Annotated in this window: 24 protein-coding genes; 10 read left to right on the forward strand and 14 right to left on the reverse strand. The window is 46.3% G+C overall.

The window, feature by feature from the left end; translation table 11 throughout:
• Positions 1-6: 6 nt before the first annotated feature.
• Positions 7-1,020, reverse strand: coding sequence for a helix-turn-helix transcriptional regulator (locus BM367_RS04240; RefSeq protein WP_177224103.1), 1,014 nt, complete (start codon positions 1,018-1,020; stop codon positions 7-9).
• A 75-nt stretch (positions 1,021-1,095) separates the two neighbouring features.
• Here BM367_RS04240 and BM367_RS04245 point away from each other — a divergent pair, with 75 nt between their 5' ends.
• Both BM367_RS04245 and BM367_RS04250 read left to right on the forward strand, forming a co-directional pair.
• Positions 1,096-1,347 carry a hypothetical protein gene (locus tag BM367_RS04245; RefSeq protein WP_092458183.1) on the forward strand — a complete coding sequence of 84 codons (252 nt, stop codon included), beginning with the start codon at positions 1,096-1,098 and terminating at the stop codon, positions 1,345-1,347.
• Between the two features lie 111 nt (positions 1,348-1,458).
• The gene (locus BM367_RS04250) at positions 1,459-2,094 is read left to right on the forward strand and encodes a peroxiredoxin (protein WP_092458186.1); all 636 of its coding nucleotides are present in this window, start codon (positions 1,459-1,461) and stop codon (positions 2,092-2,094) included.
• A gap of 46 nt (positions 2,095-2,140) precedes the next feature.
• On the opposite strand, the gene BM367_RS04255 is transcribed toward BM367_RS04250, so the two are convergent.
• The 4 genes from BM367_RS04255 to BM367_RS04270 form a co-directional block, all read right to left on the reverse strand.
• Complete coding sequence (locus tag BM367_RS04255) at positions 2,141-2,890, reverse strand: RluA family pseudouridine synthase (RefSeq protein ID WP_092458188.1); 750 nt, start codon at positions 2,888-2,890, stop codon at positions 2,141-2,143.
• 39 nt (positions 2,891-2,929) lie between these two features.
• On the reverse strand, positions 2,930-3,727 hold the full coding sequence (locus BM367_RS04260) for a pseudouridine synthase (protein WP_092458191.1): 798 nt from the start codon (positions 3,725-3,727) through the stop codon (positions 2,930-2,932).
• 11 nt (positions 3,728-3,738) lie between these two features.
• Entirely contained in the window at positions 3,739-4,830 is a 1,092-nt protein-coding gene (gene rlmN / locus BM367_RS04265; RefSeq protein ID WP_092458194.1) for a dual-specificity RNA methyltransferase RlmN, read from the reverse strand.
• Between the two features lie 110 nt (positions 4,831-4,940).
• On the reverse strand, positions 4,941-5,525 hold the full coding sequence (locus tag BM367_RS04270) for an RNA polymerase sigma factor (protein WP_092458197.1): 585 nt from the start codon (positions 5,523-5,525) through the stop codon (positions 4,941-4,943).
• A 343-nt stretch (positions 5,526-5,868) separates the two neighbouring features.
• Between BM367_RS04270 and uvrA the strand changes: the two genes are divergently transcribed.
• Positions 5,869-8,709 carry an excinuclease ABC subunit UvrA gene (gene uvrA / locus BM367_RS04275; RefSeq protein WP_092458200.1) on the forward strand — a complete coding sequence of 947 codons (2,841 nt, stop codon included), beginning with the start codon at positions 5,869-5,871 and terminating at the stop codon, positions 8,707-8,709.
• On the opposite strand, the gene fcl is transcribed toward uvrA, so the two are convergent.
• On the reverse strand, positions 8,688-9,647 hold the full coding sequence (gene fcl, locus BM367_RS04280) for a GDP-L-fucose synthase (RefSeq protein ID WP_092458203.1): 960 nt from the start codon (positions 9,645-9,647) through the stop codon (positions 8,688-8,690). The two genes, uvrA and fcl, sit on opposite strands and share 22 nt — an antisense overlap.
• Complete coding sequence (gene gmd / locus BM367_RS04285) at positions 9,631-10,740, reverse strand: GDP-mannose 4,6-dehydratase (RefSeq protein ID WP_092458206.1); 1,110 nt, start codon at positions 10,738-10,740, stop codon at positions 9,631-9,633. Before gmd ends, fcl begins: the two co-directional genes overlap by 17 nt.
• 128 nt (positions 10,741-10,868) lie before the next feature.
• On the opposite strand from gmd, the gene BM367_RS04290 reads away from it, so the two are divergent.
• The 7 genes from BM367_RS04290 to BM367_RS04320 are packed head-to-tail and all read left to right on the forward strand — an operon-like array spanning position 10,869 to position 16,911.
• Positions 10,869-11,795, forward strand: a complete 927-nt coding sequence (locus tag BM367_RS04290) for a MerR family transcriptional regulator (protein WP_092458209.1) — start codon at positions 10,869-10,871, stop codon at positions 11,793-11,795.
• A 26-nt stretch (positions 11,796-11,821) separates the two neighbouring features.
• Positions 11,822-12,352, forward strand: a complete 531-nt coding sequence (locus BM367_RS04295; protein ID WP_092458212.1) for an RNA polymerase sigma factor — start codon at positions 11,822-11,824, stop codon at positions 12,350-12,352.
• On the forward strand, positions 12,328-13,809 hold the full coding sequence (locus tag BM367_RS04300) for a phytoene desaturase family protein (RefSeq protein WP_092458215.1): 1,482 nt from the start codon (positions 12,328-12,330) through the stop codon (positions 13,807-13,809). Before BM367_RS04295 ends, BM367_RS04300 begins: the two co-directional genes overlap by 25 nt.
• 5 nt (positions 13,810-13,814) lie before the next feature.
• Positions 13,815-14,666 carry a phytoene/squalene synthase family protein gene (locus tag BM367_RS04305; RefSeq protein WP_092460908.1) on the forward strand — a complete coding sequence of 284 codons (852 nt, stop codon included), beginning with the start codon at positions 13,815-13,817 and terminating at the stop codon, positions 14,664-14,666.
• Positions 14,663-15,205, forward strand: a complete 543-nt coding sequence (idi, locus tag BM367_RS04310) for an isopentenyl-diphosphate Delta-isomerase (protein WP_092458218.1) — start codon at positions 14,663-14,665, stop codon at positions 15,203-15,205. The genes BM367_RS04305 and idi overlap by 4 nt, the downstream gene beginning before the upstream one ends.
• A 12-nt stretch (positions 15,206-15,217) precedes the next feature.
• Complete coding sequence (locus BM367_RS04315) at positions 15,218-15,718, forward strand: sterol desaturase family protein (RefSeq protein ID WP_092458220.1); 501 nt, start codon at positions 15,218-15,220, stop codon at positions 15,716-15,718.
• Positions 15,719-15,726: 8 nt separating this feature from the next.
• Positions 15,727-16,911 (forward strand): lycopene cyclase family protein, encoded by a 1,185-nt coding sequence (locus BM367_RS04320; RefSeq protein ID WP_177224104.1) that lies wholly within the window; start codon positions 15,727-15,729, stop codon positions 16,909-16,911.
• Positions 16,912-16,913: 2 nt separating this feature from the next.
• On the opposite strand, the gene BM367_RS04325 is transcribed toward BM367_RS04320, so the two are convergent.
• From BM367_RS04325 to BM367_RS04355, 7 genes are all read right to left on the reverse strand, one after another.
• Complete coding sequence (locus BM367_RS04325) at positions 16,914-18,422, reverse strand: glycoside hydrolase family 43 protein (RefSeq protein ID WP_245759892.1); 1,509 nt, start codon at positions 18,420-18,422, stop codon at positions 16,914-16,916.
• A gap of 173 nt (positions 18,423-18,595) precedes the next feature.
• Positions 18,596-19,564 carry a pectinesterase family protein gene (locus BM367_RS04330; RefSeq protein WP_222842567.1) on the reverse strand — a complete coding sequence of 323 codons (969 nt, stop codon included), beginning with the start codon at positions 19,562-19,564 and terminating at the stop codon, positions 18,596-18,598.
• Between the two features lie 22 nt (positions 19,565-19,586).
• Complete coding sequence (locus BM367_RS04335; protein WP_092458232.1) at positions 19,587-20,585, reverse strand: pectinesterase family protein; 999 nt, start codon at positions 20,583-20,585, stop codon at positions 19,587-19,589.
• On the reverse strand, positions 20,582-21,244 hold the full coding sequence (locus tag BM367_RS04340) for an SGNH/GDSL hydrolase family protein (protein WP_092458235.1): 663 nt from the start codon (positions 21,242-21,244) through the stop codon (positions 20,582-20,584). The genes BM367_RS04335 and BM367_RS04340 overlap by 4 nt, the downstream gene beginning before the upstream one ends.
• A gap of 12 nt (positions 21,245-21,256) precedes the next feature.
• Positions 21,257-22,786 carry a pectate lyase family protein gene (locus BM367_RS04345; RefSeq protein ID WP_222842568.1) on the reverse strand — a complete coding sequence of 510 codons (1,530 nt, stop codon included), beginning with the start codon at positions 22,784-22,786 and terminating at the stop codon, positions 21,257-21,259.
• 36 nt (positions 22,787-22,822) lie between these two features.
• Positions 22,823-24,394, reverse strand: a complete 1,572-nt coding sequence (locus tag BM367_RS04350) for a DUF5123 domain-containing protein (protein WP_092458238.1) — start codon at positions 24,392-24,394, stop codon at positions 22,823-22,825.
• Between the two features lie 36 nt (positions 24,395-24,430).
• Positions 24,431-26,203: a RagB/SusD family nutrient uptake outer membrane protein gene (locus BM367_RS04355; protein WP_092458241.1), complete on the reverse strand. Its 1,773-nt coding sequence runs from the start codon at positions 26,201-26,203 to the stop codon at positions 24,431-24,433.
• Positions 26,204-26,222: the final 19 nt, after the last annotated feature.

A 26,222-nucleotide genomic window follows, 5' to 3' on the forward strand; every position in this document is an offset into this window, starting at 1 on the left:
TTGAACTCATCGTGCATATTGCGCAGCCATTTTCTGGATTTCTTCCTGAATTTGCCTGGCCAGATGAGCCGGAGACAGCACTTTTACATGAGACCCATAGCTCAGCAGTAACATCATCAATTCATAATTTATCACCAGCTTTAGCCGAACCCGACAACCATCTTCTGTTTGCTCAAGCAGTTGCTGCGAAGCATGAATGGGATGGTTCAACACATATTTGCATTGCTGCGCATCAAACCACAACTCAATATCTTCCGGATCATTTTCCGGATTGGAAATACCAATAATATTGGCAAAATACTTGTGAGGTTCAAAATTCTCCGGTACATCAAAATGATCTCTTGTGGGCCAGATATTGGTAATCCGGTCCAGGCCAAATATGCGCACCTTGTTTTCCTGCTGATCCTTGCGCTTGCTCATCCCAACTACATAGAAACGATGCTGATATTCCCGGATATGATAGGGCGCCAGCCGATATTCATGCTCTTCATTCCGCTGATAGGATTTATGTTTAATTTTTACCCAGTTTCGATTTACAATGGCTTCTGCAAGATCTTCTATCCACCTGGCTCCTGCATATTCAGCCGACAAATCTATATGCAGCATGCCTTGAGATTGGACCAGTCGCTCTTTGCTGATTTTCACTGCATCAGCAATCTGGCGAATGGCATCCTCAAATCGCCGAATGAGCGTAATATGCTTGAAATGTTCCAAAATATTAATCGCTATCTCCAATCCATTCAAATCATATTCCGTCACAGGCAGGCTGTTGATAGAATAATTCGGTTCCTTATAATAATATCCCCTTCTCTGATAATGATAATCAATAGGTGCTTTAAAGTTTAGCTCTGCACTATACCGCATATCATACAAGTCCTTCTGGATAGTGCGTACAGAAACGCTTTTCCCCAATTTTTGTGACACATAATTCACCAGCTTTTCTAAAGATGGATAATCTTTCCTTCTCAGCCGTTCATCAATGGCTTTGTAGCGGGCCATGGCATTTTTATTGAGAGGCATAATAAAAGATTTTTTGATTACGCAAAATGAATGCGTATATACACAAAAATTTTGTATTATCAAAAACGTAAAAACATGATTAGCAACATCAGTTCCCGGCTCATGGCCCTGCATCTTTCACCTTTTATATTGGAACCCGACCTTACCCGATGCATGGAAATGCTGGCAAAACAATATGAAGAATACCTGGGTTATTTAGAAATTGGCTTTGATGGAGCACAGGCTCGCGAAAAGGCCGAATTGCAGGATAGCCTCAAATTTAAAACGGCCTACCACGCCTGGAAAGCTTGCCATTCAATCAACAAAAACCTGGTTTCCCAGTTTTAAATTGAATTTAACACAAGTATGACTGAATAAATTCTACTATTTTTGTAGAGATTATATAGTTTTGAGCCTATATTTTTCAAATTATTGTTCACCTTTTAAAACCTTACTATTATGAGCTTACGACTTGGCGATACAGCCCCGAATTTCAAGGCCCAAACCACGCAGGGTGAAATTGATTTCTATGAATATCTTGGCAATAGCTGGGGCGTATTCTTTTCCCACCCTGCTGATTTCACACCCATCTGCACCACTGAACTGGGCCGGACAGCGCAACTGGCCGATGAGTTTGCTAAACGCAATGCAAAAATCATTGCTATCAGTGTAGATCCGCTGGACTCACACCAAAAATGGGTACAGGATATCAATGAAGTGGGCCAAACACAGGTAAACTATCCCATTATTGCCGATCCGGATCGAAAAATCGCCACTCTGTATGACATGATTCATCCCAATGCTTCTGAAACCCATACGGTGCGCAATGTCTTTATCATTGATCCGGACAAAAAGATTCGGCTGATTCTGGTCTATCCACCTTCCATTGGCCGGAATTTCTATGAAATCCTGCGCGCCCTTGATGCTTTGCAATTAACCACGCAGTATCCGGTATCCACGCCGGTTGACTGGAAAGAAGGAGAAGATGTGGTAATTGCGCCCTCTCTGCCTGATGAAGAAGCCCGTAAACGTTTCCCCAAAGGATTCCGTGTGGTAAAACCCTACCTGCGATTTACTCCGCAACCCAACAAATAAAACCAATTGGGCTCCGCATACAGCCGTCCTGATTCGGACGGCTTTTTTATTGGCTGCCATTCCGGATATGTTGCACAATGGTTGCAGACGTTTTGCGGAGCTGATAGAGGGCTGCTTTTATGTCTTTGGGAAGTGGTGCCTCGATGCGATGATGCTGGTTATTTGGCAGCTGCAGCTCAATGACGGCAGCATGCAGTGCCGTACGGGCTATCAGCGGACGTTCCTGACCATTTGGATGAAATGACCGATAGAGCGAGGCAGCCATGATGGGTTTACCGCTGCCATACAGGGGATCAGCAACCAGTGGATAACCCAGATGCTGCAGGTGAAGCCGGATCTGATGCGTACGGCCGGTGGTAGGAATCATCTGCAGCAGGCTGTGGCGGCTATAGGATTCCAAAAGCTTCAGATGGGTAATAGCTTCCCTACCCGCAGCATGAATCCGCATTTTGCCGGGAGCCTTTGGATCAGGTGCTATCGGCAAAACCACAGTTTTTTCCTCGAAATCTACCCGTCCCTCCACAATCCCGAGATAGGTTTTGCCAATGCTATGGGCTGCAAATTGCTGACATAGCCAGCGATGGGCATCCGCATGCCGGGCAAATATGATCACGCCACTGGTATCTTTATCCAGCCGGTGAACAATTAAAATCTCTCCGTACTGTTCTTTGAGCCAGACATAAAGATTAGGCAGGTCGCTATCAAATCGGTCCGGCACGCTTAACCAACCTGCTGGCTTATTGACAGCAACAAAATCGGCATGCTCAATCAATATTTCCGGACGATTTTTTTTCATTTTACACCACTTGTGCAAGGGATCTGAAAAGGGGTATAGCTATGCTCCCCGAAAATGTTTCAGCCAGATAACTTCTTTCTCGCTCAAGTACCGCCATTTGCCCCGTGGCAAATTTTTTTTCGTAAGTCCGGCATACATGACCCGATCGAGTTTTTCCACTTCATAACCCAAAGCCGCAAACAAACGACGAACAATGCGGTTTTTCCCGCTATGGATTTCCAGCCCCAGCACTTTCCTTGTACCATCCAGATAAGCCAGGGCATCCACTTTTGCCGGCCCATCCTCCAACATCACTCCTTCCAGCATCTGCTGAAAATGGGCTTCGGTAAGCGGTTTATTGATGTGCACCTCATATACTTTTTTCACTTCGAAGGAAGGATGCGAAAGCTTCTGGGCAAGCTCCCCGTCATTGGTTAAGAGCAACAATCCGGACGTATTGCGATCCAGACGTCCTACCGGAAATAAACGGCCGTTGAATGCCGACTTTACAAGCTCCATTACAGTTTTCCGGTTTTTGGGGTCATGCGTAGTGGTAAGATACCCTTTGGGTTTGTTCAACAGCACGTAAACCTTTTGCCTGACTGGCCTGATGGGTTTCTTGTTGTAGGTAATATGTTCGTTGCCGGTTACCTGAAAGCCGGGTTCCAGGATGGTCTTGCCATTGACCTGCACCAGTCCTTGTTTGATAAGTTCTGCGGCTTTGCGTCGGGAACAAATCCCACAATGTGCCACGTATTTGTTTAGTGGCATGGTATCTGGTTGTTCGGCCGCTTTGGGTTGCTGGCTATGGCCGGTGGAACGATTTGTTTCAGAGGTATGTGAATGCTTGCGGGCCATAGTGAAAAAGTTTAACGGGCATTGACATGAGGCAAACGCTGGGCAGCCTCTGTATGCACCACATTGGCCAGCTGTCCGCAGGCTGCATCAATATCGGCTCCCCGGCTCCTTCTGAGACGTACATTCACATGCTGCCTCTGTAGATAGGCAATAAACTGATCGGCAACATGGGATTCGGTTCGTGAAAAGGGAGAAAGAGAAACAGGATTGTATTCAATCAGATTCACGACTTTAAAAGGCAGTTTGCGATAGAGTTTTACCAGCGCTTTTGCATCATCCAGGCTATCATTAAAATCCTTTAACAGGATGTATTCAATGCTGATTTCATTTCGGGTTAACTTGTAAAAATATTCCAATGCTTCCAGCAGATCAGGGATGCGGTTACTCTGGTTGATAGGCATGATCTGGCTTCGCTTTTCATCGGTGGCTGCATGCAGCGAAAGAGCCAGGTTAAATTTCACCTGATCATCGGCCAGGCGATAAATCATTTTGCTGATGCCTGCTGTAGAAAGGGTAATGCGGCGGGGTGAAAAAGCCAGCCCATCCGGACTGGTTATCTTGTCAATGGCCAATAGCACCTGTTTGTAATTCAACAGCGGCTCGCCCATGCCCATAAATACGATGTTGGTGAGCCTGCGTCCGGCCTGTTGCATCGCAATTTCATTGAGAAAAGCTACCTGGTCAAAGATTTCTTCAAACATCAGATTCCGTTGCAAGCCCAGATAGCCCGTGGCACAGAACTTACAACCCAGGCTGCAGCCCGCCTGCGATGAAACACAAGCTGTAAGCCGATCTCCGGAGGGAATCAAAACGCCTTCCACAGCCTTGCCATCGCTCAAGCGGAATAAGCATTTCACCGTACCATCCCTGCTCTGTTGCAAAAGCTCTACGTTCAACACCGGAAAACTGAAATCATTTGCCAGCTTTTCACGGAAAGTTTTCGGCAAATCGCTCATTTGCTCGAAGCTACGCGCATGCTTCTGCCAAAGCCAGCCATACAGCTGCCTGGCCCGATAAGCGGGCTGCGCGGCTCCAGCAACGTACTCCTGCAAATCAGAAAGGGAAAGATGGCGAATATTGGGCCTTACGGAAGTTTGTTTCACAGCCCAAATTTACGCATTTCCGACCGGCTGTATGACATAACCCCTAATCTGGAAAAAGGACTTGCCTGATAATGGAAAGTTTGCCCGCTATGGATGGAACATACAAGGCGTTACAGACATATTTGTTTTTCCAGCATCATCTTACGCAGATTAATAAGCCCGTAACGCATGCGACCCAGGGCAGTATTGATACTTACGTTTGTCAATGCGGCTATTTCCTTGAAACTAAGATCTGCATAATGCCGGAGAATAATGACTTCCCGCTGTTCGGGCGGCAACTGGTCGAGCATTTCCCTGACATAATGATGGCTTTGCCGCGTCATCATTTCTTCTTCGGCATTGCCATCCGGGAATTTGATGAAATTAAACACATCGTGCTCTTCGGTACTGTGCATCGTAGGGTTTCGCCTAGCCCGCCGGAAATGATCCACACAAAGATTGTGGGCTATGCGCATTGCCCAGGGCAAAAACTTACCCTTTTCCATGTACCTATCAGCACGAAGCGTATCGATAATCCTGATGAAGGTGTCCTGAAAAATGTCTTCGGCCAGATGAGCATCTCTTACCAGCAGGTAAATAGCTGTGTATAACCGATCTTTGTGCCGCTGGATGAGTTCATTCAGGGCTTCATCTTCTCCCCTCTGATAGGCAGCGATCAACGCCTGGTCTGACAAATTCCGATACGAATGAGTCATATGAGATATGGTTTTTAGGTTATCCCCTACAACAGGCATACACATGCAACTGCTGTAGGAGGGGTTAAAGCGTATGCATTTTGCGTATTTTGATACACCATCTCAAAAACACCACGTAGAACTCACTGCTGATAGAGGGGAATTTTAGAGGTTTTAAAACTGGTTTGATAGCAAAAATAAAAGAATTGTTAAAAACAATACCAAATTTATTCAAAAAAATTTTTTTTCCAAATCTATTTGTTGAAAACAATTTTTTCCTGCATGTGTTACCCAATTAGGGGCGTGAGAAGTCAAAGTTTTGTCAATCTGCGCCCACTTGCCAGATGATCTGTAGTTTTACGCGATGGCTCAAAAACAAGCACAACACTCAGCAACCCTCGTTCATCAGCCGGCTTTGGCTGACGGCCAGTGGGATATCCGGCATGTGATACTGGTGAAAGGCGCGCGGGTGCATAACTTAAAAAACATTACCGTAGCCTTTCCCAGAAACCGTTTTATTGTGGTAACCGGCGTATCCGGATCGGGCAAATCATCCTTAACCATCGATACCCTGTATGCCGAGGGGCAGCGTCGCTATGCCGAAAGCCTAAGTGCTTACGCCCGACAGTTTCTGATGCGCATGGATAAACCGGATGTAGACATGATTAAGGGCATTTGCCCGGCTATTGCCATTGAACAAAAAGTCATGGCCCGTACGCCCCGTTCCACTGTTGGCTCGCTTACTGAGTTGTATGATTATCTGCGGATGCTGTTTGCCAGAATTGGGAAAACCTATTCGCCGGTTTCGGGCAAAGAAGTGAAGCGCTATCAGGTAAGTGATGTGGTGGATTTTGTCTTGCAGCTTCCGGCTCAAACCCGGATAGTCATTGCCGTTCCGCTCCGTATCCGCAAGGGTTATACCCAATCACAGGAACTGCATATTCTGCTGCAAAAAGGGTTTTCCCGCCTGTATGTGGTTGATGGCAATCATCGGGAAATTTTACGCATTGAAGATCTCTTGGATCAGAAATGGCCTAAAGGGAATGTGTTCGTATTAATAGATCGGCTGGTGGTAGATGCATCCTTGCAGGAAGAAGATGCTCGTCACCGGTTGGCAGATAGCATTCAAACTGCCTTTTATGAAGCTGAGGGTGAGTGCTGGATTGAGGTAAATCAGCAGCAGTGGCATTCTTTTTCCAATCGGTTTGAAATGGATGGGATCCGATTTGAGGAACCCGTACCCCAGCTGTTTTCCTACAACAGTCCCTACGGAGCCTGCCCGGTGTGTGAAGGATTCGGACAGGTTCTGGGCATTGATCCCGATTTAGTGATTCCTGACAAACAGCTGAGCGTATATGAGGGGGCTATAGCCTGCTGGCGCGGGGAAAAGATGAAAGAATGGAATGAAGCGCTGATCCGTAACGCGCACAAGTTCAATTTCCCCATTCACAAACCCATTGCTGAGCTTACTCCTGAACAATACGAACTGCTCTGGAAAGGGAACAAATATTTTGCTGGGATTGAGGATTTCTTCAAAATGGTAGAAGAAAACCTCTACAAAATCCAATACCGGGTATTGCTATCCCGTTATCGGGGTCTCACCACCTGTCCGGCCTGCCACGGAACGCGCCTGCGCAAAGAAGCATTGTATGTAAAAATCCAGGGGCGCCATATTGCTGAGTTGATGGCGATGCCGGTAGAAGAGCTGGCTGTTTGGTTTGACGAGCTCACCCTTGCACCTGCCGAACAGCAGATTGCCGCACGTCTGCTGCACGAAATCCGTTACCGGCTGAGCACCCTGCTCAAAGTAGGACTGGGTTATCTCACCCTCGATCGTCCGGCCAACACCCTCAGCGGCGGCGAAAGCCAGCGTATTCAGCTCACCCGATCGCTGGGCAGCAATCTCACCGACTCGCTTTATATCCTCGACGAGCCCAGCATTGGGTTACATCCCCGCGATACCCACCAGCTGATTGAAGTGCTGAAGGAACTGCGCGATCTGCACAATACCGTAATAGTGGTGGAGCACGACGAGCAGATGATGCGCGAGGCCGATTACATCATCGATATGGGACCCCTAGCCAGCCATCAGGGTGGTGAGGTAGTGTTTGCCGGAACGTACGATGAAATCCTCAATGATTCCAAAAGCCTGACCGGCGCCTACCTGAGCGGCCGGATGCGTATTCCCGGAGGTGGGCCAGGCCGGCCACGCAAGTGGACCCAATCGATCAGGCTCGAAGGATGCCGGGAACATAACCTGAAACAAATAGATGTAGAGTTTCCCCTGAATGTCCTGTGTGTGGTGAGTGGCGTGAGTGGCAGCGGGAAAAGTACCCTTGTCACCCAGATCCTATATCCGGCCTTGAAAAAGCTGAAAGGAGATCCTGTAGGCAAACCTGGCTGGCATAAAGCGCTGAAAGGCGATCTGCAGGCTGTCACACAAATAGAACTGGTGGATCAGCAACCCATCGGCAAATCTTCCCGCTCCAACCCCATTACCTATATCAAGGCATACGACAGCATCCGTTCGTTGTTTGCTTCCCAGCCACTCAGTAAAATCAGGGGATATCAACCCCGCCATTTCTCTTTTAATGTGGATGGCGGAAGATGTGATCGATGCAAGGGCGAGGGTGAAATTACCATCGAAATGCAGTTCCTGGCCGATGTGCACCTGACCTGTGAAGTTTGCCACGGCAGGCGCTTCAAGGAAGAAATCCTGGAAGTGCATTATCGGGGAAAAAACATCCACGATGTCCTGAATATGAGTGTGGACGAAGCACTGGAATTTTTTGCCGATGAACCGGATATCGTCCGTCAGTTGAAACCTTTGCAGCAGGTGGGTCTGGGATATATCAAATTAGGCCAGCCGGCCAGCACACTGAGTGGTGGTGAAGCCCAGCGTGTGAAACTGGCTTCTTTTCTGGGGCACAGCCATGCGCAGGAGCACATCCTGTTTATTTTCGACGAGCCCACAACCGGCCTGCATTTTCACGATATTGCCTTTCTCCTGCAATCCTTTGATGCTTTGATTGAACAAGGTCATTCCATCATTGTCATTGAACATAACCTGGATGTGATTCGCCGGGCCGATTGGGTCATTGAGCTGGGGCCCGAAGGTGGGGAGCGTGGCGGAGAGCTGATTTTTGCCGGTACACCCGAAGCTTTGAAGCAGGTAGAAGGAAGCTATACGGCGCGGTTCCTGTGAGTATAATCACTGGTTTGCTGCAGAAAGACGGCTTCATATACCCTGCGGATGCCCTCTTCCAGCGAGGTCTGATGATGCCATCCCATGGCATGCAGGCGGCTTACATCCAGCAATTTGCGCGGGGTGCCATCGGGCTTGCTGGTATCGTACACAATCCGACCCTTGTAACCGACAATCGTCCGGATCAGCTCAGCCAGTTCCGCAATGCTGATATCCTCGCCCGTGCCAATGTTAATCAGATCAGGCTCTTCCGGATGATTCATCAGAAACACACAAGCATCGGCCAGATCGTCCACATACAAAAATTCCCTCCTGGGTTTTCCTGTGCCCCATACCACCACTTCCGGCATACCTTTGATTTTGGCTTCATGAAATTTACGCAGGAGAGCAGGCAGCACGTGGGAAGTTTCCAGATCAAAATTATCGTGGATCCCATACAGGTTGGTAGGCATCACAGAAATAAAATGGCAACCGTACTGGGCGCGATAGGCTTCACAAAGCTTGATACCCGCAATTTTGGCGATAGCATACGGTTCGTTGGTGGGTTCCAGCGGGCCTGTGAGCAGATATTCTTCTTTGATGGGTTGCGGCGCCAGTCGGGGATAAATGCAGGACGAGCCTAAAAACATCAGCTTTTTCACCCCACTCAGATAAGCTGCATGGATGACATTGGCCTCGATCTGCAGGTTATCGTAAATAAATTCGGCCCGATAGGTGTTGTTAGCCAGAATACCTCCCACACGAGCAGCAGCCAGAAACACATAATCGGGTTTTTCTTTTTCAAAAAATGCAAATACCTCTGCCTGATTGCGCAAATCAAGTTCCTGTGAAGTACGTAACACAAAATGTGTATATCCTGATTCCCGCAATCGTTGCAAAATGGCACTTCCCACCATTCCCCGATGGCCAGCTACATAAATTTTATCCGTAGGACGCATGGGATTTTTGTTGAATCAATGAAGGATGTAAGGTCGAAAAATATCGAATATCGCTTTCAACCATTTCGCGAATCATTTCTTCGAGGGTATGACGGGGCTGCCAGCCCAGTTGCTTCCGGGCTTTGGAAGCATCCCCGATGAGCAAGTCAACTTCAGTGGGGCGGAAATAATTGGGATCCACACTCACCACCACCTTGCCTGCAGGAAGCTGATAACGGGGATCGTGACAGGCCACAACCACACCTTTTTCCTCAAGACCGGTTCCCTCAAACTGAATCTCCACACCTGCCTGTGCAAAAGCCATCCGCGTAAACTCTCTGACTGAGGTGGTCTTGCCGGTAGCGATGACATAATCTTCCGGTTTATCCTGTTGCAACATCAGCCACATGGCTTCCACATAATCCCGGGCATGGCCCCAGTCGCGCTGAGCATCTAAATTGCCCAAATAAATCCGATCGGCCTGCCCCAGCACAATTTGGGCTACCCCACGGGTAATCTTGCGGGTTACAAAGGTTTCACCACGGATGGGACTTTCGTGGTTGAATAAAATGCCATTCACCGCAAACATACCATAAGCCTCCCGATAATTGACGGTAATCCAGTAGGCATACAACTTGGCCACGGCATAGGGTGAACGCGGGTAAAAAGGAGTAGTTTCCTTCTGCGGTACTTCCTGCACCAATCCATACAATTCGGAAGTGGATGCCTGATAAAAACGGGTTTTATGCGTTAACCCTAACAGCCGGATGGCTTCCAGCAAACGCAGGGTACCCAGCCCGTCGGCATTGGCTGTGTATTCGGGCGTTTCAAAGCTTACTTTCACATGGCTCTGGGCAGCCAGGTTGTATATTTCATCGGGCTGGGTTTCTTGAATAATGCGAATCAGGTTGGTGGCATCGGTCATGTCGCCATAGTGCAAAATAAACCGCGGATCCGGCTCGTGGGGATCCTGGTATAAATGATCAATGCGTTCGGTATTGATCAGCGAACTGCGCCGCTTGATACCGTGCACCAGGTATCCCTTACCCAACAGAAATTCCGCCAGATACGCGCCATCCTGACCGGTAATGCCTGTAATCAAAGCTGTTTTCATGGTGAAAATATTAAATGATCAGCCACACATTGGCTGCATTTTATGCAAACAAAGCTAACTTAATTCATTCTTCTGTAAACAAATCCACCAAGCAACTGTTATCCTTGAAATCAATGTAAATTTCGCCCATGGAAATTGAGGAACAACGATTTTCTATTCGGGATCTGGAAAATCTTTCCGGCGTTAAAGCCCATACCATCCGCATTTGGGAACAACGCTATGGTTTTCTGAAACCCCGGCGATCTGATACCAATATCCGCTATTATACCAACGAGGAGCTGAAAAAAATCCTCAATGCCGCCCTGCTCACGCGCTATGGATTCAAGATTTCACAAATCAGCAAAATGAATGACGAGCAGCTTCAGGAAAAAGTACTGGAGCTACATCACCATGAAGCTCTGCAAGATCGGCTGGTAAACGAACTCATCACCCGCATGATTGACATGGATATAAGCGGCATGGAGGAAATCCTCGACCACTTTATCCTGACCAAAGGCATTCAGAAAGCCGTAAATACCCTTATTTTCCCTTTTCTGGAACGCATTGGTATTCTGTGGAGCACCGATCGCATCCACCCGGTGCACGAACACCTGGTCAGTTGCCTGATTCGCCAGAAAATCATTGCGGGTATCGAAGGCCTGGTGAACCGACCTATCACACAGCAAACAGCTCTCCTGTTTTTACCCGAAGACGAATACCACGAGCTGGGATTGCTTTACCTGTATTATCTGCTCAAACAGCGCGGCATACAGGTGTACTACCTGGGAGGCAGCGTTCCGTTGAACAATATTGAGTTTGTTGTTAAACAAAAAAACATCTCGATTCTGTTTACCCATCTCACTTCCCTGCCACCTGGTTTTAACCTGCCCTTTTACGTTCATCAGTTGAGCCTTCATCTGAAAAAATCCAGCATATACATTTCCGGCCCGGTAATAGAGCAGCTTTCCGGCAAAAAATACCCCAACATCCACCTGATTCATTCCCAGGAAGAACTACAGGCCGAGATTGAAAAAATTTTTCTCCGGGAAAGTAGTTTTTCTCAGAAAATTGTTTAACTTTGAAATAGAAAAAGTTAAACAAGATGTCTGCTTCAGAATTTCAGGAAATCCTGACTGCCGAGTCAGATTTCCTTAAGCCACTGGCCATTCACCTGACACACGATACCTCGATGGCCGAAGACCTTTACCAGGAAACGCTTTACCGGGCACTGGCCAACCAGGAGAAATACCAGGCCGGCAGCAACCTGAAAGCCTGGTTGTACACCATCATGAAAAATATTTTCATCAACGACTATCGCCGAAAACGTAAACACTGGACAATATTCGATTCCACCACTGCAACCCTTGCCGCCGATCATCCATCACGCTCCGGACGAAATGCCGGCGAATCCAATCTGCGCTATGCCGAAATCCGCAAACAGGTGGATACATTGCCGGAAATATTCCGTAAACCATTTTTGCTATACTTCCAGGGTTTTAAATATGAAGAAATAGCCCGGATGCTGCGGGAGCCGCTGGGTACCATCAAAAGCCGGATTCATTTTGCCCGGAAAATGCTCAAAGCAAGGATTTCGCAATCGGAACAAATATGGCTAAGCGCATCAGCATCATAGGAAGCGGTTTTGCCGGCCTTGCTGCTTCATGCTTTCTGGCGCGTGAAGGATTTGAAGTGGAGGTTTTTGAAGCACTCGACGGACCCGGCGGCCGGGCGGGTCTCTGGGAGGCTGAGGATTTCCGTTTCGACATGGGCCCCAGCTGGTACTGGATGCCCGATATTTTTGAACGTTTTTTCCAACGGTTTCAGCATCAGCCATCGGATTTCTATGAGTTGATTCGTTTGAATCCCTCCTATCGGATTTTCTGGGAAGATGGCTTTACCGATATTCCGGCCGATAATAAAGCGCTTGCCGCCCTATTTGAAAGCTGGGAACCCGGCAGCAGCAAGGCTTTGCAGCAATATTTGAAAGAGGCGGCCTGGAAGTATGAAGTGGGCATGAAAAAGTTTGCCTACAAGCCTGGACTCTCCTGGATGGAATTCATGGACCGGGATGTATGGCAGGCACTGGGCAAATTGGATTTGTTGCATTCCATCCATCATCACGTTGCCCGCCATTTCAACCATCCGCGCATCCGGCAAATCATGGAATTTCCTGTGCAGTTTCTCGGTGCTTTGCCACAGGAAACGCCTGCATTGTACAGCCTGATGAATTATGCAGACATCGTGCTGGGCACCTGGTATCCCATGGGTGGCATCTATCGTGTGGTAGAGGCTTTGTATGCACTGGCCCAAGCTGCGGGAGTAAAGTTTCATTTCGGCACACCCGTACAACAAATTCGCATCGAAGGGAAAAAAGCTGTAGGCCTGGTTACGAGCAAGGGTGAAACCAATGCCGATGCCGTGCTTGCTACGGCCGATTACCATCATGTGGAGCAGCAATTATTGCCCGCTGAGGTCCGCCAGTATCGGGAAACCTATTGGCAAACCCGACAGCTTTCTCCCTCTTGTTTGCTGTATTATCTGGGCATCAACCGAAGGGTGAGTGGTTTGCTGCATCACAATCTTTTCTTTGATGCTGATTTTGACCGGCATGCGGCCGAGATTTATAAAAATCCAGCGTGGCCATCCCGTCCGTTGTTTTACGTGTGTGCACCTTCCATCACAGATCCCAATGTGGCTCCGCCGGGAAATGAAAACCTGTTTGTCTTGATTCCCATTGCTGTCGAATTGGAAGGTGATGACGAGCCTCGCAGGGAAGCCTATTTGCAACAGGTACTCAACAGGCTACAACGGGTTACAGGCATAGATTTATCAGGCCATATCCGTTATTGTAAAACTTTGGGTCCTCGTGACTTCGTAAATAGATATCATGCCTACAAAGGCAATGCCTACGGATTGGCCAATACGCTCCGGCAAACGGCCGTCCTGAAACCGCGCATGCGCAGCAAGCGAGTTGAAAATCTGTTTTTTGCCGGACAACTTACGGCTCCCGGACCCGGCATGCCTGCGGCTTTGATTTCAGGCGAGCTTGCAGCTACACTGGCAACAAACTACCTGCATAAATTGTTATGAACAATATGAAAGACCGATTGGCACTCTATCTGTCCGTAAGCCAGGTATGTAGCCGGGAAATTACCCAGCATTACAGCACTTCCTTTTCAAAAGCTATTCGTTTGCTTCATCCGGATCTTCGGAATGCCATTTGTGCGATTTATGGTTTTGTACGCATTGCCGATGAAATTGTAGATAGTTTTCATGCCTATAACAAATACCAGCTGCTGAAAGAATTTGAACAAGCCACTTATGAAGCCATTTCACAAGGCATCAGCACCAACCCCGTCCTGCAGGCTTTTCAGCAAACCGTTCGTCGTTACCAGATTCCCCATCATCTGATTGACGCATTTTTTAAAAGCATGTATCTCGACCTGGAAAAAAATATTTATCAACATCCCGAAGAATTAAACACCTATGTGTATGGATCAGCAGAAGTGGTGGGACTCATGTGCCTGTGTATTTTCTGTGAAGGTGATCAAGCAAAATATCATCAATTACAAGATGCAGCCCGTGCCCTTGGATCCGCTTTTCAGAAAGTAAATTTTCTGAGGGATATCCAGGCTGATTCTCAAGATCTGAAACGATGCTATTTTCCTGCATTCACAGCCAAAGGTTTTCTTGACAAGCAGGCCAAATGCGAAATTGAGAAGGATATTGAGGAAGAGTTTGCACTTGGATTGCAAGGCATCCGCTTCCTGCCTTCCAAAGCCAGATTTGGTGTGTATGTTGCCTATCGGTATTTTTATGCATTATTTAAAAAAATCAAACGTACAAATCCGGAAAAAATCATGCAACAACGCATTCGAATACCCAATCATCAGAAACTTATCATCATGCTCCGTGCCAGCATTCGTCATCAAATCAATGGAATATGAAACAAGAAGAAACACTAATACTGGTTGATGAATACGATGAAATGGTGGGCACAATGGAAAAAATGAGAGTGCACCAGTTAGGGTTGCTGCATCGGGCTTTTTCCGTGTTCCTGTTTAATCATAAATACGATATGTTGCTACAACTGAGAGCACAGGATAAATATCATTCCGGAGGATTGTGGACCAATGCCTGCTGCAGCCATCCGCGTCCCGGGGAATCGACCATAGATGCAGCACATCGTCGCCTGCAGGAAGAGCTGGGAACAGATTGCCCTTTGCAAGAGTTGTTTACTTTTACCTATCGTGTGAAACTGCCAAACGGATTGATAGAATATGAACTGGACCACGTGTTTATCGGATTTCATGAAGGACCTTTTACGCCCGACCAAAACGAAATTGATGAAATCAAATTTTTCTCACTGGATGATATTCAACAACAAATAAATATCCACCCGCATCAGTTTACATACTGGTTTCAGCTGGCGTTCCCGAAAATAAAAAACAATATGAATGAAATTCAACTCATGGTTTCATCATAAATCATAAAGCATATGGTATCCGTTTTATTCAACCTGTTGATTGTGATTGCCACCTTCTTCTTTATGGAGGGGGTAGCCTGGTTTACACACAAATATGTAATGCATGGATTTTTATGGGTACTGCACAAAGATCATCATCAGAAAGAGCCTGGCTTTTTTGAGAAGAATGATGCATTTTTTCTCATATTCGCGATTCCCAGTTTTTTGTGCCTGTATTTTGGAGCTACCCGTAATATTGGATGGCTGGCTTCCATAGGTACAGGCATTCTGATTTATGGCATTGCTTATTTTCTGGTACATGATGTGATTATTCACCAACGTTTTAAATGGTTTACCCGCTCGCAAAACAGGTATATCAAAGTACTGCGCTGGGCACACAAAATGCATCACAAGCACCTGGGAAAAGAAGATGGAGAATCATTTGGCATGTTGATCGTAGCCAAAAAATATTGGGATAAAGTAAAACGCGATGAGCAAATAGCAACTTCTCATGCATCCTCAAGTCATCATTAAAATTGCATGTGTCAGATAAGATTTGTTATTACGATGTGGTGATTGCAGGAGCCGGTTGTGCGGGTTTAAGTCTGGCCGTCAGGATGGCCCGATCACCGGCTTTATCATCATGGAATATTTTATTGCTTGAACAACAGGAAAAAAATCAAAACGACCGCACCTGGTGTTTCTGGGAATCGGGAAAGGGTTATTTTGAATCCATCGTGCAACATCGCTGGTCTGCAGGTGATGTAATAACAGATGAAAAATGCATTTGCCTGGACTTCGAACCGTTTGAATACAAAATGATACGAAGCAAACATTTTTATGCGTATTGCAAGGAGATATTACAACAAGTTAACGAACAAAACCAAGCACGAAGAATAGACATTTGGTATGAACCTGTCACACAGATACTTGACAAGGAAACCTATGCTGAGGTACACACCTCATATCATACCATCCGGTGCAGATTTGCATTCAGCAGTTTGCCAAGAGATATTCCACAGGATAAATCTATTCATTTTCTCTGGCAGCATTTTCAGGGATGGCTGATTCGAAGTGCGACACCGGTATTTGATGCATCGCGCATGGTGTTGATGGATTTCCGTGTGCCCCAACAACAGGCTACAGCATTCATGTATGTATTGCCATTCAGCGCTCAAGAAGCATTAATTGAATACACCGTATTTTCAAAACAATTGTTGTTGCCTGAAGTATATGATGCATGTATTGAACAGTATATGCAAATGCATTATCCTGATTTATCTTTTGAAATCCTCGAAAAAGAACAGGGAAAAATTCCCATGACGGATTATACCTTCCCCCAAACGGATAAACATGTAATCTATATCGGCACATCTGGTGGACAAACAAAGGGCTCCACCGGATATACTTTTCCATTCATTCAGCAGCATTCCGATGCAATCTTGCAGGCACTCGAAAATGGAAATTCGCCGCATATCTATCATCAGCCAAGAAAAAAATTTTATCGTTATTATGATCGCTTGCTTTTGGATGTATTGAGCAAATCGCTGTATCCGGGAGATAAACTATTTGCAGATTTGTTTGATAAGAATCAAACAGACAAAGTAATTCGTTTTTTAAATGAACAATCCACTTTCTGGGAAGACATCTCCATTATTCTTTCATTGCCCAAAAAACCTTTTCTCGAAGCTGCTCTGGATACATGGAAACAAAATTTAAACAGATAATCCTATTTATCTTTCGAGGGTAATACGCGAAACCAATCCACATCTACGTAGCCAGCATCATTGGTTTGCATGTTGCTGGTGCAGAATAATCCGATTTTGGCTCCAATCCATTTTCCTTGCACAGCTGTGAATACACTATCCACATCCACAAAATCTTTTCCATTCAAACTATAAGCAAAACGACATTGTGCATGTTCATTCACCGATACACGAAAATAAAACGTGCTGTCGGCCGAGGTAATCAGATGGCTGATTTGTTCTTTCTGTCCTTCATCGGCATGCATGCATGTGATATAATCCAGCTGAATTCCCTGATCCGTAGCGGTAGGAGCCAAACAGGCATAATTCATACCCATGATAATAAGTCCCGCCCGATCGCCTTTTTGCAAAGGATGAAATTGCAGTTTGGTTACCACCTCAAATTGGGGTGCAGGAAATTTTTGCATTAAGATATTGGGTACATCCCAATAATTTCTGTAATGCGGCTGCATGGGTTGTGCGTACAAACGCAAATAACCCGAAGCTGTCAGATAATACCATGTGGCTTGTGGATTGGCTTGCCATTGCCATTGCAAGCCTAATTGCCGAGAGTTGAATTCATCAGATGTTTGCGGTACTTCTACGGGATAGGTTTTTCCCACATCGGGCTTTGGGTAGGTTTCCACGGGTTCACCGATGCCATCCTTATCTGCATCTATACCAATCAAAGGCCAGTCATTGATCCATTTCATTGGTTCCAGATAAGTAACTCTTCCATACGCACCCATGTCTCTGAAATGAATAAACCAATCTTGCTTGCCATCGGGTGTAGTGATCCATGCACCTTGATGAGGTCCGTTAATGGATGTATTGCCTTGATGCATGACTACTTTTCTTTCATACGGACCGTAAATATGTTTTGAACGCAATACCAGCTGATAGCCCTGTGGTACACCGCCAGCCGGAGCAAAGATGTAATAATAGCCGTTGCGTTTATACAATTTAGGTCCTTCGATAGTGGGGTCTATGCCATGTCCATCATACACAATCACACCCTTATCGATTACCTGTGTGCCTGCTCGATTCATTTTGTGAATCACCAATATGCTTTTGATACCGGCCCGGCTACCGGCAAAAGCATGTATCAGATAAGCTTGTCCATCATCATCCCAGAAAGGACAGGGATCAATCAATCCTTTCCCTTTCAACACCCACAAAGGTTTTGTCCATGGGCCTTCTGGCCGTTTTGCTTTCACCAGATAAATACCGAAATCGGGATCGGGATAATAAATATAAAATGAGTCGTTATGATAGCGAATAGCAGGCGCCCACACACCATTGCCGTGTTGGGTTTTTGCAAAATGATGAACGGGAATCAGCTGAGGCAATGCATGTCCGATAATTTTCCAATTGACCAGATCTTTAGAATGCAGGATGGGCAGCCCTGGTACCGCATCAAAACTGGATGCCACCAGGTAATAATCATTTCCCACGCGACATAGATCCGGATCAGAATAATCAGCAAAAATCACAGGGTTGCGGTATTTACCGTTTCCCAGATCTGAGATCCAGGCAGGCCTATTATTTTCTGTTTGCTTTTGCTGCGCAAAAGAAGACAAATAAAACATACACACCAAGCAACACACAATAAAAGATATTGCTGCGTGCCAAGAGATGCGTTTATGCTTCATGCTGATTGGATTGTTTATAGTTGAGAAAATGGATTCCAACTACTGGCAGGGTTTGTAAAAATTTGTTTTATCGTGTAGATTGATGCCTGCTTTGCATTCAGCTGATGCGACCATTTCACGCGATCAGCGGGTTTTGCACCGTGACCGGTAGAATGATATTCTGCATAAAACACCGTTTTTTCATTATCCGGATTGCGCCAGTTATCCCATCCTTCCGGACGAATAAAGCCTCCCATTTCGCAACGGATAAATACTGTTTTGGCATACTTTCGCCAGGGACGACCTAAGTAAACTTTATCCACACCCGCCGTGGCCTGAATTTGACAATCACGAAAAACCAATCCATATTTTGCATCAGCCGGAGTGGATGCGGCAGTAATGAAAGAGTTGGCTTTGCAAACAATCGTGCAACTATCAAACAATGCGGTAGCTTCACCAAAGATAAAATCAGTTGTACCTTCAATGGTGCAATCACGAAAATATTGCCTGTTGTGCTCGCCGGTTACATATAATGCATCTTGATTGCCGATGATCCGGCAATGCACAAACATACAACGATCGGCATCCACGGCCAGTGCAATGGCTTGCCCTACGGGGCCTGCATCATTTTGAAAAGTAATGTTTTCAGCATAAAAATCACTGCCCTGTACCAGCACAGTGGGGGTGTAGAACGTACTATTGGGACCCTTGTTTATTTTTTTGAAATAATCATCATAGACAATGATGGTACTGTCTGCATCTTCACCCACAAGAGCAATCTTGGGATTCCATTCAGGAATGAAGACCTTTTCATGATAGATGCCTTTTTTGATAAAGATGCGAATTGGCTCATAGGGAAATGATTTGCAGGCTTCAATAGCAGCCTGAATAGAGGTGAAATCACCTTTGCCATCCTGAGCAACTACATAATCATATTTTTTTTGATTTGCCGTTAAAGCTTGCTGCGCATTTGCAGGATTCAGGACACAGCAACAACTAATCAAACATAAAACCGTAAAAAATGAACTAATAAGGTTTCCAATCCTGCAGGATATTTGCCAATGTATAGGCTTTGGCTTCATCATCTGTAAGTTGATGCGACCATGCAACCCGCTGCTGGGGCTGATATCCGGGACCTGTGTTTTGATATTCTGCATAGTAAGCTGTTAAATCATTCTGTGTATCGTGCCAATTGCTCCATCCTTCCGGTGCAATCATATTGTCCAAGTAGCAATACAGATATACCACACGCGCATAAGGCCGCCAGGGCCGACCCAGATAAAACGAGTGGGGTGGTGCATTGCCTGTAATTTCGCAATGAAGAAATACATAGCCAAATCGATTTCCCTGTGGTGTGGATGCCGCTGTGATATAATGCCCGCCGCTTTTGCAGTAAATCAGACAACTGTCAAACACAGCCGTGGCTGATCCAAAAATAAAATCAGTTGTACCTTCCACATAACAATCCCGATAATATTGGCGGCTATTGCTTGATCCAGGATTTCCGGTGTACAAAGTATCCTGAAAACCAAGAAAGCGACAATGATGAAAATAAACCCGATCACCTGATACATAAGCTGCCACAGCCTGACCTACCGGCCCGGCATCGTTTTGAAACGTAATGTTTTCGGCTACCACATCATTGGCATAAATATACACACTCGCCGAACCTGAAGTCCCCAGCGGATTTCCGGCACTATCCAGTTTACTGGCATAATCGCCATACACCAGAATTACACTGTCCACATTTTCTCCCATCAGTTTGATAAAACGCTTGCTGGCCGGTATCACGATTTTTTCACGGTAGATGCCGTTTTTTATGTAAATGTAGGTGGTATCGGTTGCGGAATCGGGTACGGCCGAGATGGCCGACTGCACCGTGGTAAAATCACCACTGCCATCTTGGGCCACAACAATTTCACGGCGCTGATTGGTTTGCCCGTCTTGTGATGATGCCTGATTTGTTTTCAGACATCCCAGATGGAAACCCGAAATCATGCATAAAAACAACAAACAGGTTTTCATGTATGAAAGATTTGGGGAAAATGTTTGGTTAAATATTTCCACACAGCATCTGCAATTTGTTGTTGGCCGGCCAGATTGGGATGCAGGCCATCTGCATAATTTTCCGGAGAAACCACATGCAACAGTGAAACAAAGCCCGTACGCATGCTTTTGGCAAGCTGACGGTACCGTTTTTCGAGTTGAAACAATGCCTCTTGTGTGCGAGCATTGTATTGTTTTTGCCGATTCAAGGCCGACATGCTTTGCAGATTGATATTGCAAGGCGATAAAATAATCACCTTTGCTTGCGGATTAACCTGGCGAATTTGTTCAATCATCCACCGCATGTTTTGTACACAGCTGTCAACCTGTGCAGATGAAGCATTTTTCAAATCATTTACTCCCAAAAAAATCAAATAAAATGCAGCTTGCGGGTATTGTTGCAATACAGGCAATAGCTCCTGCTTATCGGCTGTTCTTCTCCCGTTTCGACCTGCATTGATGAATTGCCATTGATCATGACCATGTTGTTGCTGCAGCATCCATACCCAGCTATGGCCATCTACTTCAGCTCCATGCGTGATGGAGTCACCAAAGCAAACCACCTGAACGGGAGCTGGCTGTAGCATGAAGGCCCACAAACTCATCCATCCCAGCATCCAGCAAGATTTTAAAAGCATGATATATTGGATTTATTGCATGCCGGTTAAACTATTCAGATACACTTCCAGATTGGTATAATGTTTATCCAGTGTATAAAGATTCCGGTCCGAAGGATCGTGTGGATTTAATCCATGCTGGATTTCCCAGTCATCGGGCATGCCATCGTGATCGCTATCCACCGGTGGTGTGGCCGACGGATAATTGGGATAGCCCCCCACATCGTTTTGTGAATCAATGATGCCTGAAGGATGCGTAATACCTGTAGCATTGATTTGCGCATAAGCTGCCCCTTCATAATGAGCGGTGCCGGTGCGTACTTCTTCCACAATGCGCTGATCAATGGGATCACGCTGCGGCAGAATCGCTCCCGCACTGTCGAGTACCGACTGATATGCATCCTGTGCCGTTTGCGTGCGCACGGGAGCATAGGGAAAAGGTGCATCCACGCGCGCTTGTTGCATGAGTTGAGTTGCCCGGTAATAACCATCGGGTTGCACGCCCTTGCTCCAATTATCAGCACTCACATCCGGATAACCTTCTACCACATTGCCGTTGATATAAAACTGTCCGCCCCACAATGTATCCGGATACACGGCAGCATCTGAAGCATAATAGTAGCTGGTGTATTGCAAAATGCGATTGCGTAAGTTTTTATTGCTGCTCACGGTAAGATCACCGGGCGTGGCGGGGCCGGGTTTGTAATAGTTGTTCACCATGTTGTAATGCCCGCCTTCACCACCATAAGCGGAATTGATATTGCCCCAGTTGTAAATCACATTGTTGCGGAAATCCACTATCTCTGAATCAGGCTTTCCCGTATAGCGGCTACCACAGAAACGCGGATTGCGGCTGGTATGATCGGCCAGCAGATTGTGGTGAAACGATGCCATGTATCCACCCCAGATGCCGCCATAGCCGTGATCGCCTTTGGGATGATAAGAATGATAGAGACTTTCACTCAAAATACACCATTGCAACGTAAAGTTTTTGATATCATAAAAACTCCCGGCTTCATCGATTGACCAGCTTAAGGAACAATGATCGATGATGATGTCGTGATAGCCGCCGCCATTGGCATGCATGGCATCGTCAGGATATTTATCGATATCGCCCATCCGGCAGCGCAAATAACGGATGATGAGGTGATTGGCCTGAATGGATACGGTATATCCAGCAATGCAGATGCCGGCTCCGGGTGCAGTTTGTCCCGCAATGGTGATGCTGTCGTGTGTGATTTTCAAGGGACTTTTCAAATAAATAATTCCCGACACACGAAACACGATGGTACGATGCCCGGCATTCAATGCATCGCGCAAGCTACCGGGCCCGCTATCATTCAAGTTGGTTACTTCATACACATCGCCGCCCCGGCCGCCCCAGGCCAATCGCCCGCCCCCTTCGGCTCCCGGGAAAGCCAGATAAGGCTCACCCACCTGTGCAGTATCGCCGGATCCCGGACCGGAAGGAGATGTGGGCTGGCCTGCCTTCTTGCAGCCCGAAGCCTGCCAGATGATCAAACAGCCAAAAACAGCACCAGCCAAGGTTTTCCAATACATCATAACCTGGAGCTTTCTTACCAATCGCATAACTTCCCTTTACGGCAACCAGCGCGGATCCCCGGCTTTGTAACTGGCTGCAAAGTTGGCATCCATGAGCGTGAAATCGCCTGTAGATGGCGAACGGAACAACGCTGTGGATGAGCCATTGTAGGCCGTAGCACCATAAATATTGTTGGCACTAAACACACAATCGGTGGTATAAAAACAGTTGGTTACCGTCAGGTTGGGCGTGGATTTAATCCAGTTGGCATTCGTGGGATCCAGTGTGCTGCCAAAGATGTTGTTTGAAAGAACAAAGTTTGAGGGGAAATAGGTATAGTTTATGAAATACCCACCCTGATTGATAAAGGCATTAAATGTACAATGATCAACCACACAGGAAGTGGGATGCACATTGTCTTCTCTGATGAAATAATAAATGTTGTAGAAGGTACTGTTGTGAATTTCAATATTGTCAATCATGGCGCTGGAGCTGGCATTGGCATAGAATACGGCGTATTTATTTTGGACACCAATGCTATCGAAAATGCAGTTGTTCACATACAGTTTTCGAATTGTATCATTGGCTGTTTTCAAACGAATCAACGAATTGGTAAATACACCCTGAGTCGTACAATTCACCAGGCTTACAGTACCTATTGTGGCCGTATTTCCCACATTCATCAGATATTGTGCACCATTAGTTGCAATTACTAAATCAGAAAAACGGATAGAATCAATCTTTCCGGTTGCATCAAAATTGCTGCTGAGCAACAACACAGCCGGCGTACTGAAACCCATGCCACTCATGATGGTAACAGCACGATCAAAAGTATAAGTGGAAGGAATGGTATAGGTTTGCCCACGCGCCAGCAATACAATGCTGCCCGATGGAATCTGCGGCAGGGTGTCGTACAATACCGTAGGCCTGCCCGTAATGCCGCGAAGGTCAATGATATTTCCGGTCAGTGCAGGCTTGGTAGTAAAGGTGATTAGTCCTTTGCTTTTGGTCCCGGCAAAAATCTGAGCTGTGTAAGTTGTACCGGGTTGCAATCCATTCACGATAATCATGCCATTGGCATTATCTGTACTGCTCACCTGCACATGCATAGTATCTCCGTTGGCGGCCGTCAGCACAATCAGATTCACACCGGCCGTAGGTGTCCAGTTTAGTCGAACAGCATCATCTAAAATATCGGAGTTCAGCAGCGTTCCGAATATTTGCACACCGGTTAAGGTAAATGAACTGGTGCTATATACCCAATTGGATGAATCAGCGCCATCAGCAGCATTGGCACGTACCCGTACGAAATATTTCACCCGATCGGCAAGCGTATCATCCGTTACCACCAGATAATTGGTATCGGCAACCAACGTAAAATCGGCACCCGACTGGAAAGTGGAATCCCGGCCGATTTGCACCGTATAGCTCACATGCATGGTACTGGTATAAAGCGATGCTGGCCAGGAGATATTCACCAATGTATCGTAGGCAATGATGCTAATAGAAGTTGGTGTGAAAATGCGGCTGGGATAGAACTGATTGACCGGTTTTTTTTCACAAGCATTCACCAATCCGATCAACAGCATGCCGATTGCGAGCCAGTATATTGAAAAATATTTTTTCATAGTCTATCTTGTTTTATCATTCATGATAATAATCATTCAATATCCGGGATTTTGCACCAGATTGGGATTAGCGCTGATGATAGCCTGCGGGAAGGGGAATAGTTCTGTTTTACCAGGTGTGAATCCTTCCGCATATTTATTCAAACTGTTGGAAGTAAGCATACTTGAGCTCACCCAGTTTACGCTTCCATATCCGGATGGAGTGGTGCTGGGCGCGGGCTGATAGAAAGAATTACCCCAGATCAGCGTAGTGGAATTCAGCTTGTAATACATTTTATTAGGCAAATTGTTGTAAGGGGGCTGACCGTTGGCCATAGCCTGCAAAGCCGCTTTGGTGTTGTTTAACATTGTGCCCAGCAGATTCCAGCGGATCAGGTCATACTTGCGAATGCCTTCGCCGCCAAATTCCCATGCCCGTTCGCGCATGATAGCCTGGAAAAATCCCTGTTTGTCGGCAGGGGGTGTACCTACATTCTGCAGATTACCGGCAAATGCTCTTTTACGCACCTGCAAATAGGCATTAATTGCAGCTGGCGTGGGACCATTGTTGATTTCGTTTTCTGCTTCTGCATACATCAACAGTATATCCGCATACCGCAGAATCGGCCAGTTGATGCCAAAATATTGGGCGTTATTCGTTGGCCCGAATGAGGGATTGGTAATCCAGTCGCGGCGGAATTTCCCATCACAAAGGGTGCTGATGGATTGGGCCTGAATGGTATAGTCTGCATTTACCCAATAAGGAGCAATGGTTACATCGCGGCGGCTATCAAGCGAATCAAAAGAATAAAAATAAGTGGGCAAGGGATATACACTGGAATTGCCTTTGCCTCCCACACGAGGTCCATTGTAATATCCCAGTTTGCTATCGGTAGCACCGGTTCCGCCGCTCATGGCCACTTGAAACATAATTTCACCATAAGGATCTATTTTATGTGCATCTACCTGATTTTGCCAGAGATCCTGAAAACTTGGATCCAGGCTGTGTTGTCCGGAATTGATGATGGCGAGGCATTCCGTATCGGCAATCTGATAATATTTCAGATAATCAGAACGCCGTTGCATGCTTCCATCCTGGCGAAGTGAATATCCGCCTGCAAATAAAGCAATGCGTGCCCGCAAGCCTTTCACGGCTCCTTTGGTGATGCGTTCGTCGTTGGGATCTCCCAGGGAAGCCACTTCCGAACGCCAGGGAACCAGCGTTTCGGCTAATTGCAAATCATTTAAAATATGATCGTAAATACTATCGCGGCTGGTTTTGCTCTCAAACAAATTTTGCACATCTGCTGAAGGCACCCAGTGCGCCGGCACATCACCCCAGTTTAACATCAATTGAAAATAAAACTGCGCTCTCAAGGTTAAGGCTTCCCCATATAACCGCCGCAATTCCGCCTGCTGCTGGGGTGTTCCATGGTTATACAAATCCATTTGCGGAATGTATTTGATGCATTGATTGGCTCTTTCAATGCCGTTGTACAACTGTTCAAACGGCCGCTCAATCTGCAGATTACCAGGTGCAAGGTTATATCTTGCAATATCGCGGCGATCACCATCGCCATCGCCACTGGCACCCATATAAGTATCATCGTCATACGGGAAATACATGCTGATACGAATGCCATAGCCCTGGTCACCTGCCAGTTCCTGATATACACCCAACACGGCCATGCGTGCATTATTAACCGTGCCAAATACAGTTTCCGGACCAAAAGAAGATATGGGTTGCAAATCCAGATAATGCTTGCAAGAACTGAGGACAATTCCCATCACAACAAATCCTGCGATATATAATTTGCGAGTCGTTTTCATAACCGAATCTTTTTAAGGG

This window comes from Thermoflavifilum thermophilum (assembly GCF_900116565.1).
GTDB classification, from domain to species: Bacteria; Bacteroidota; Bacteroidia; order Chitinophagales; family Chitinophagaceae; genus Thermoflavifilum; species Thermoflavifilum thermophilum.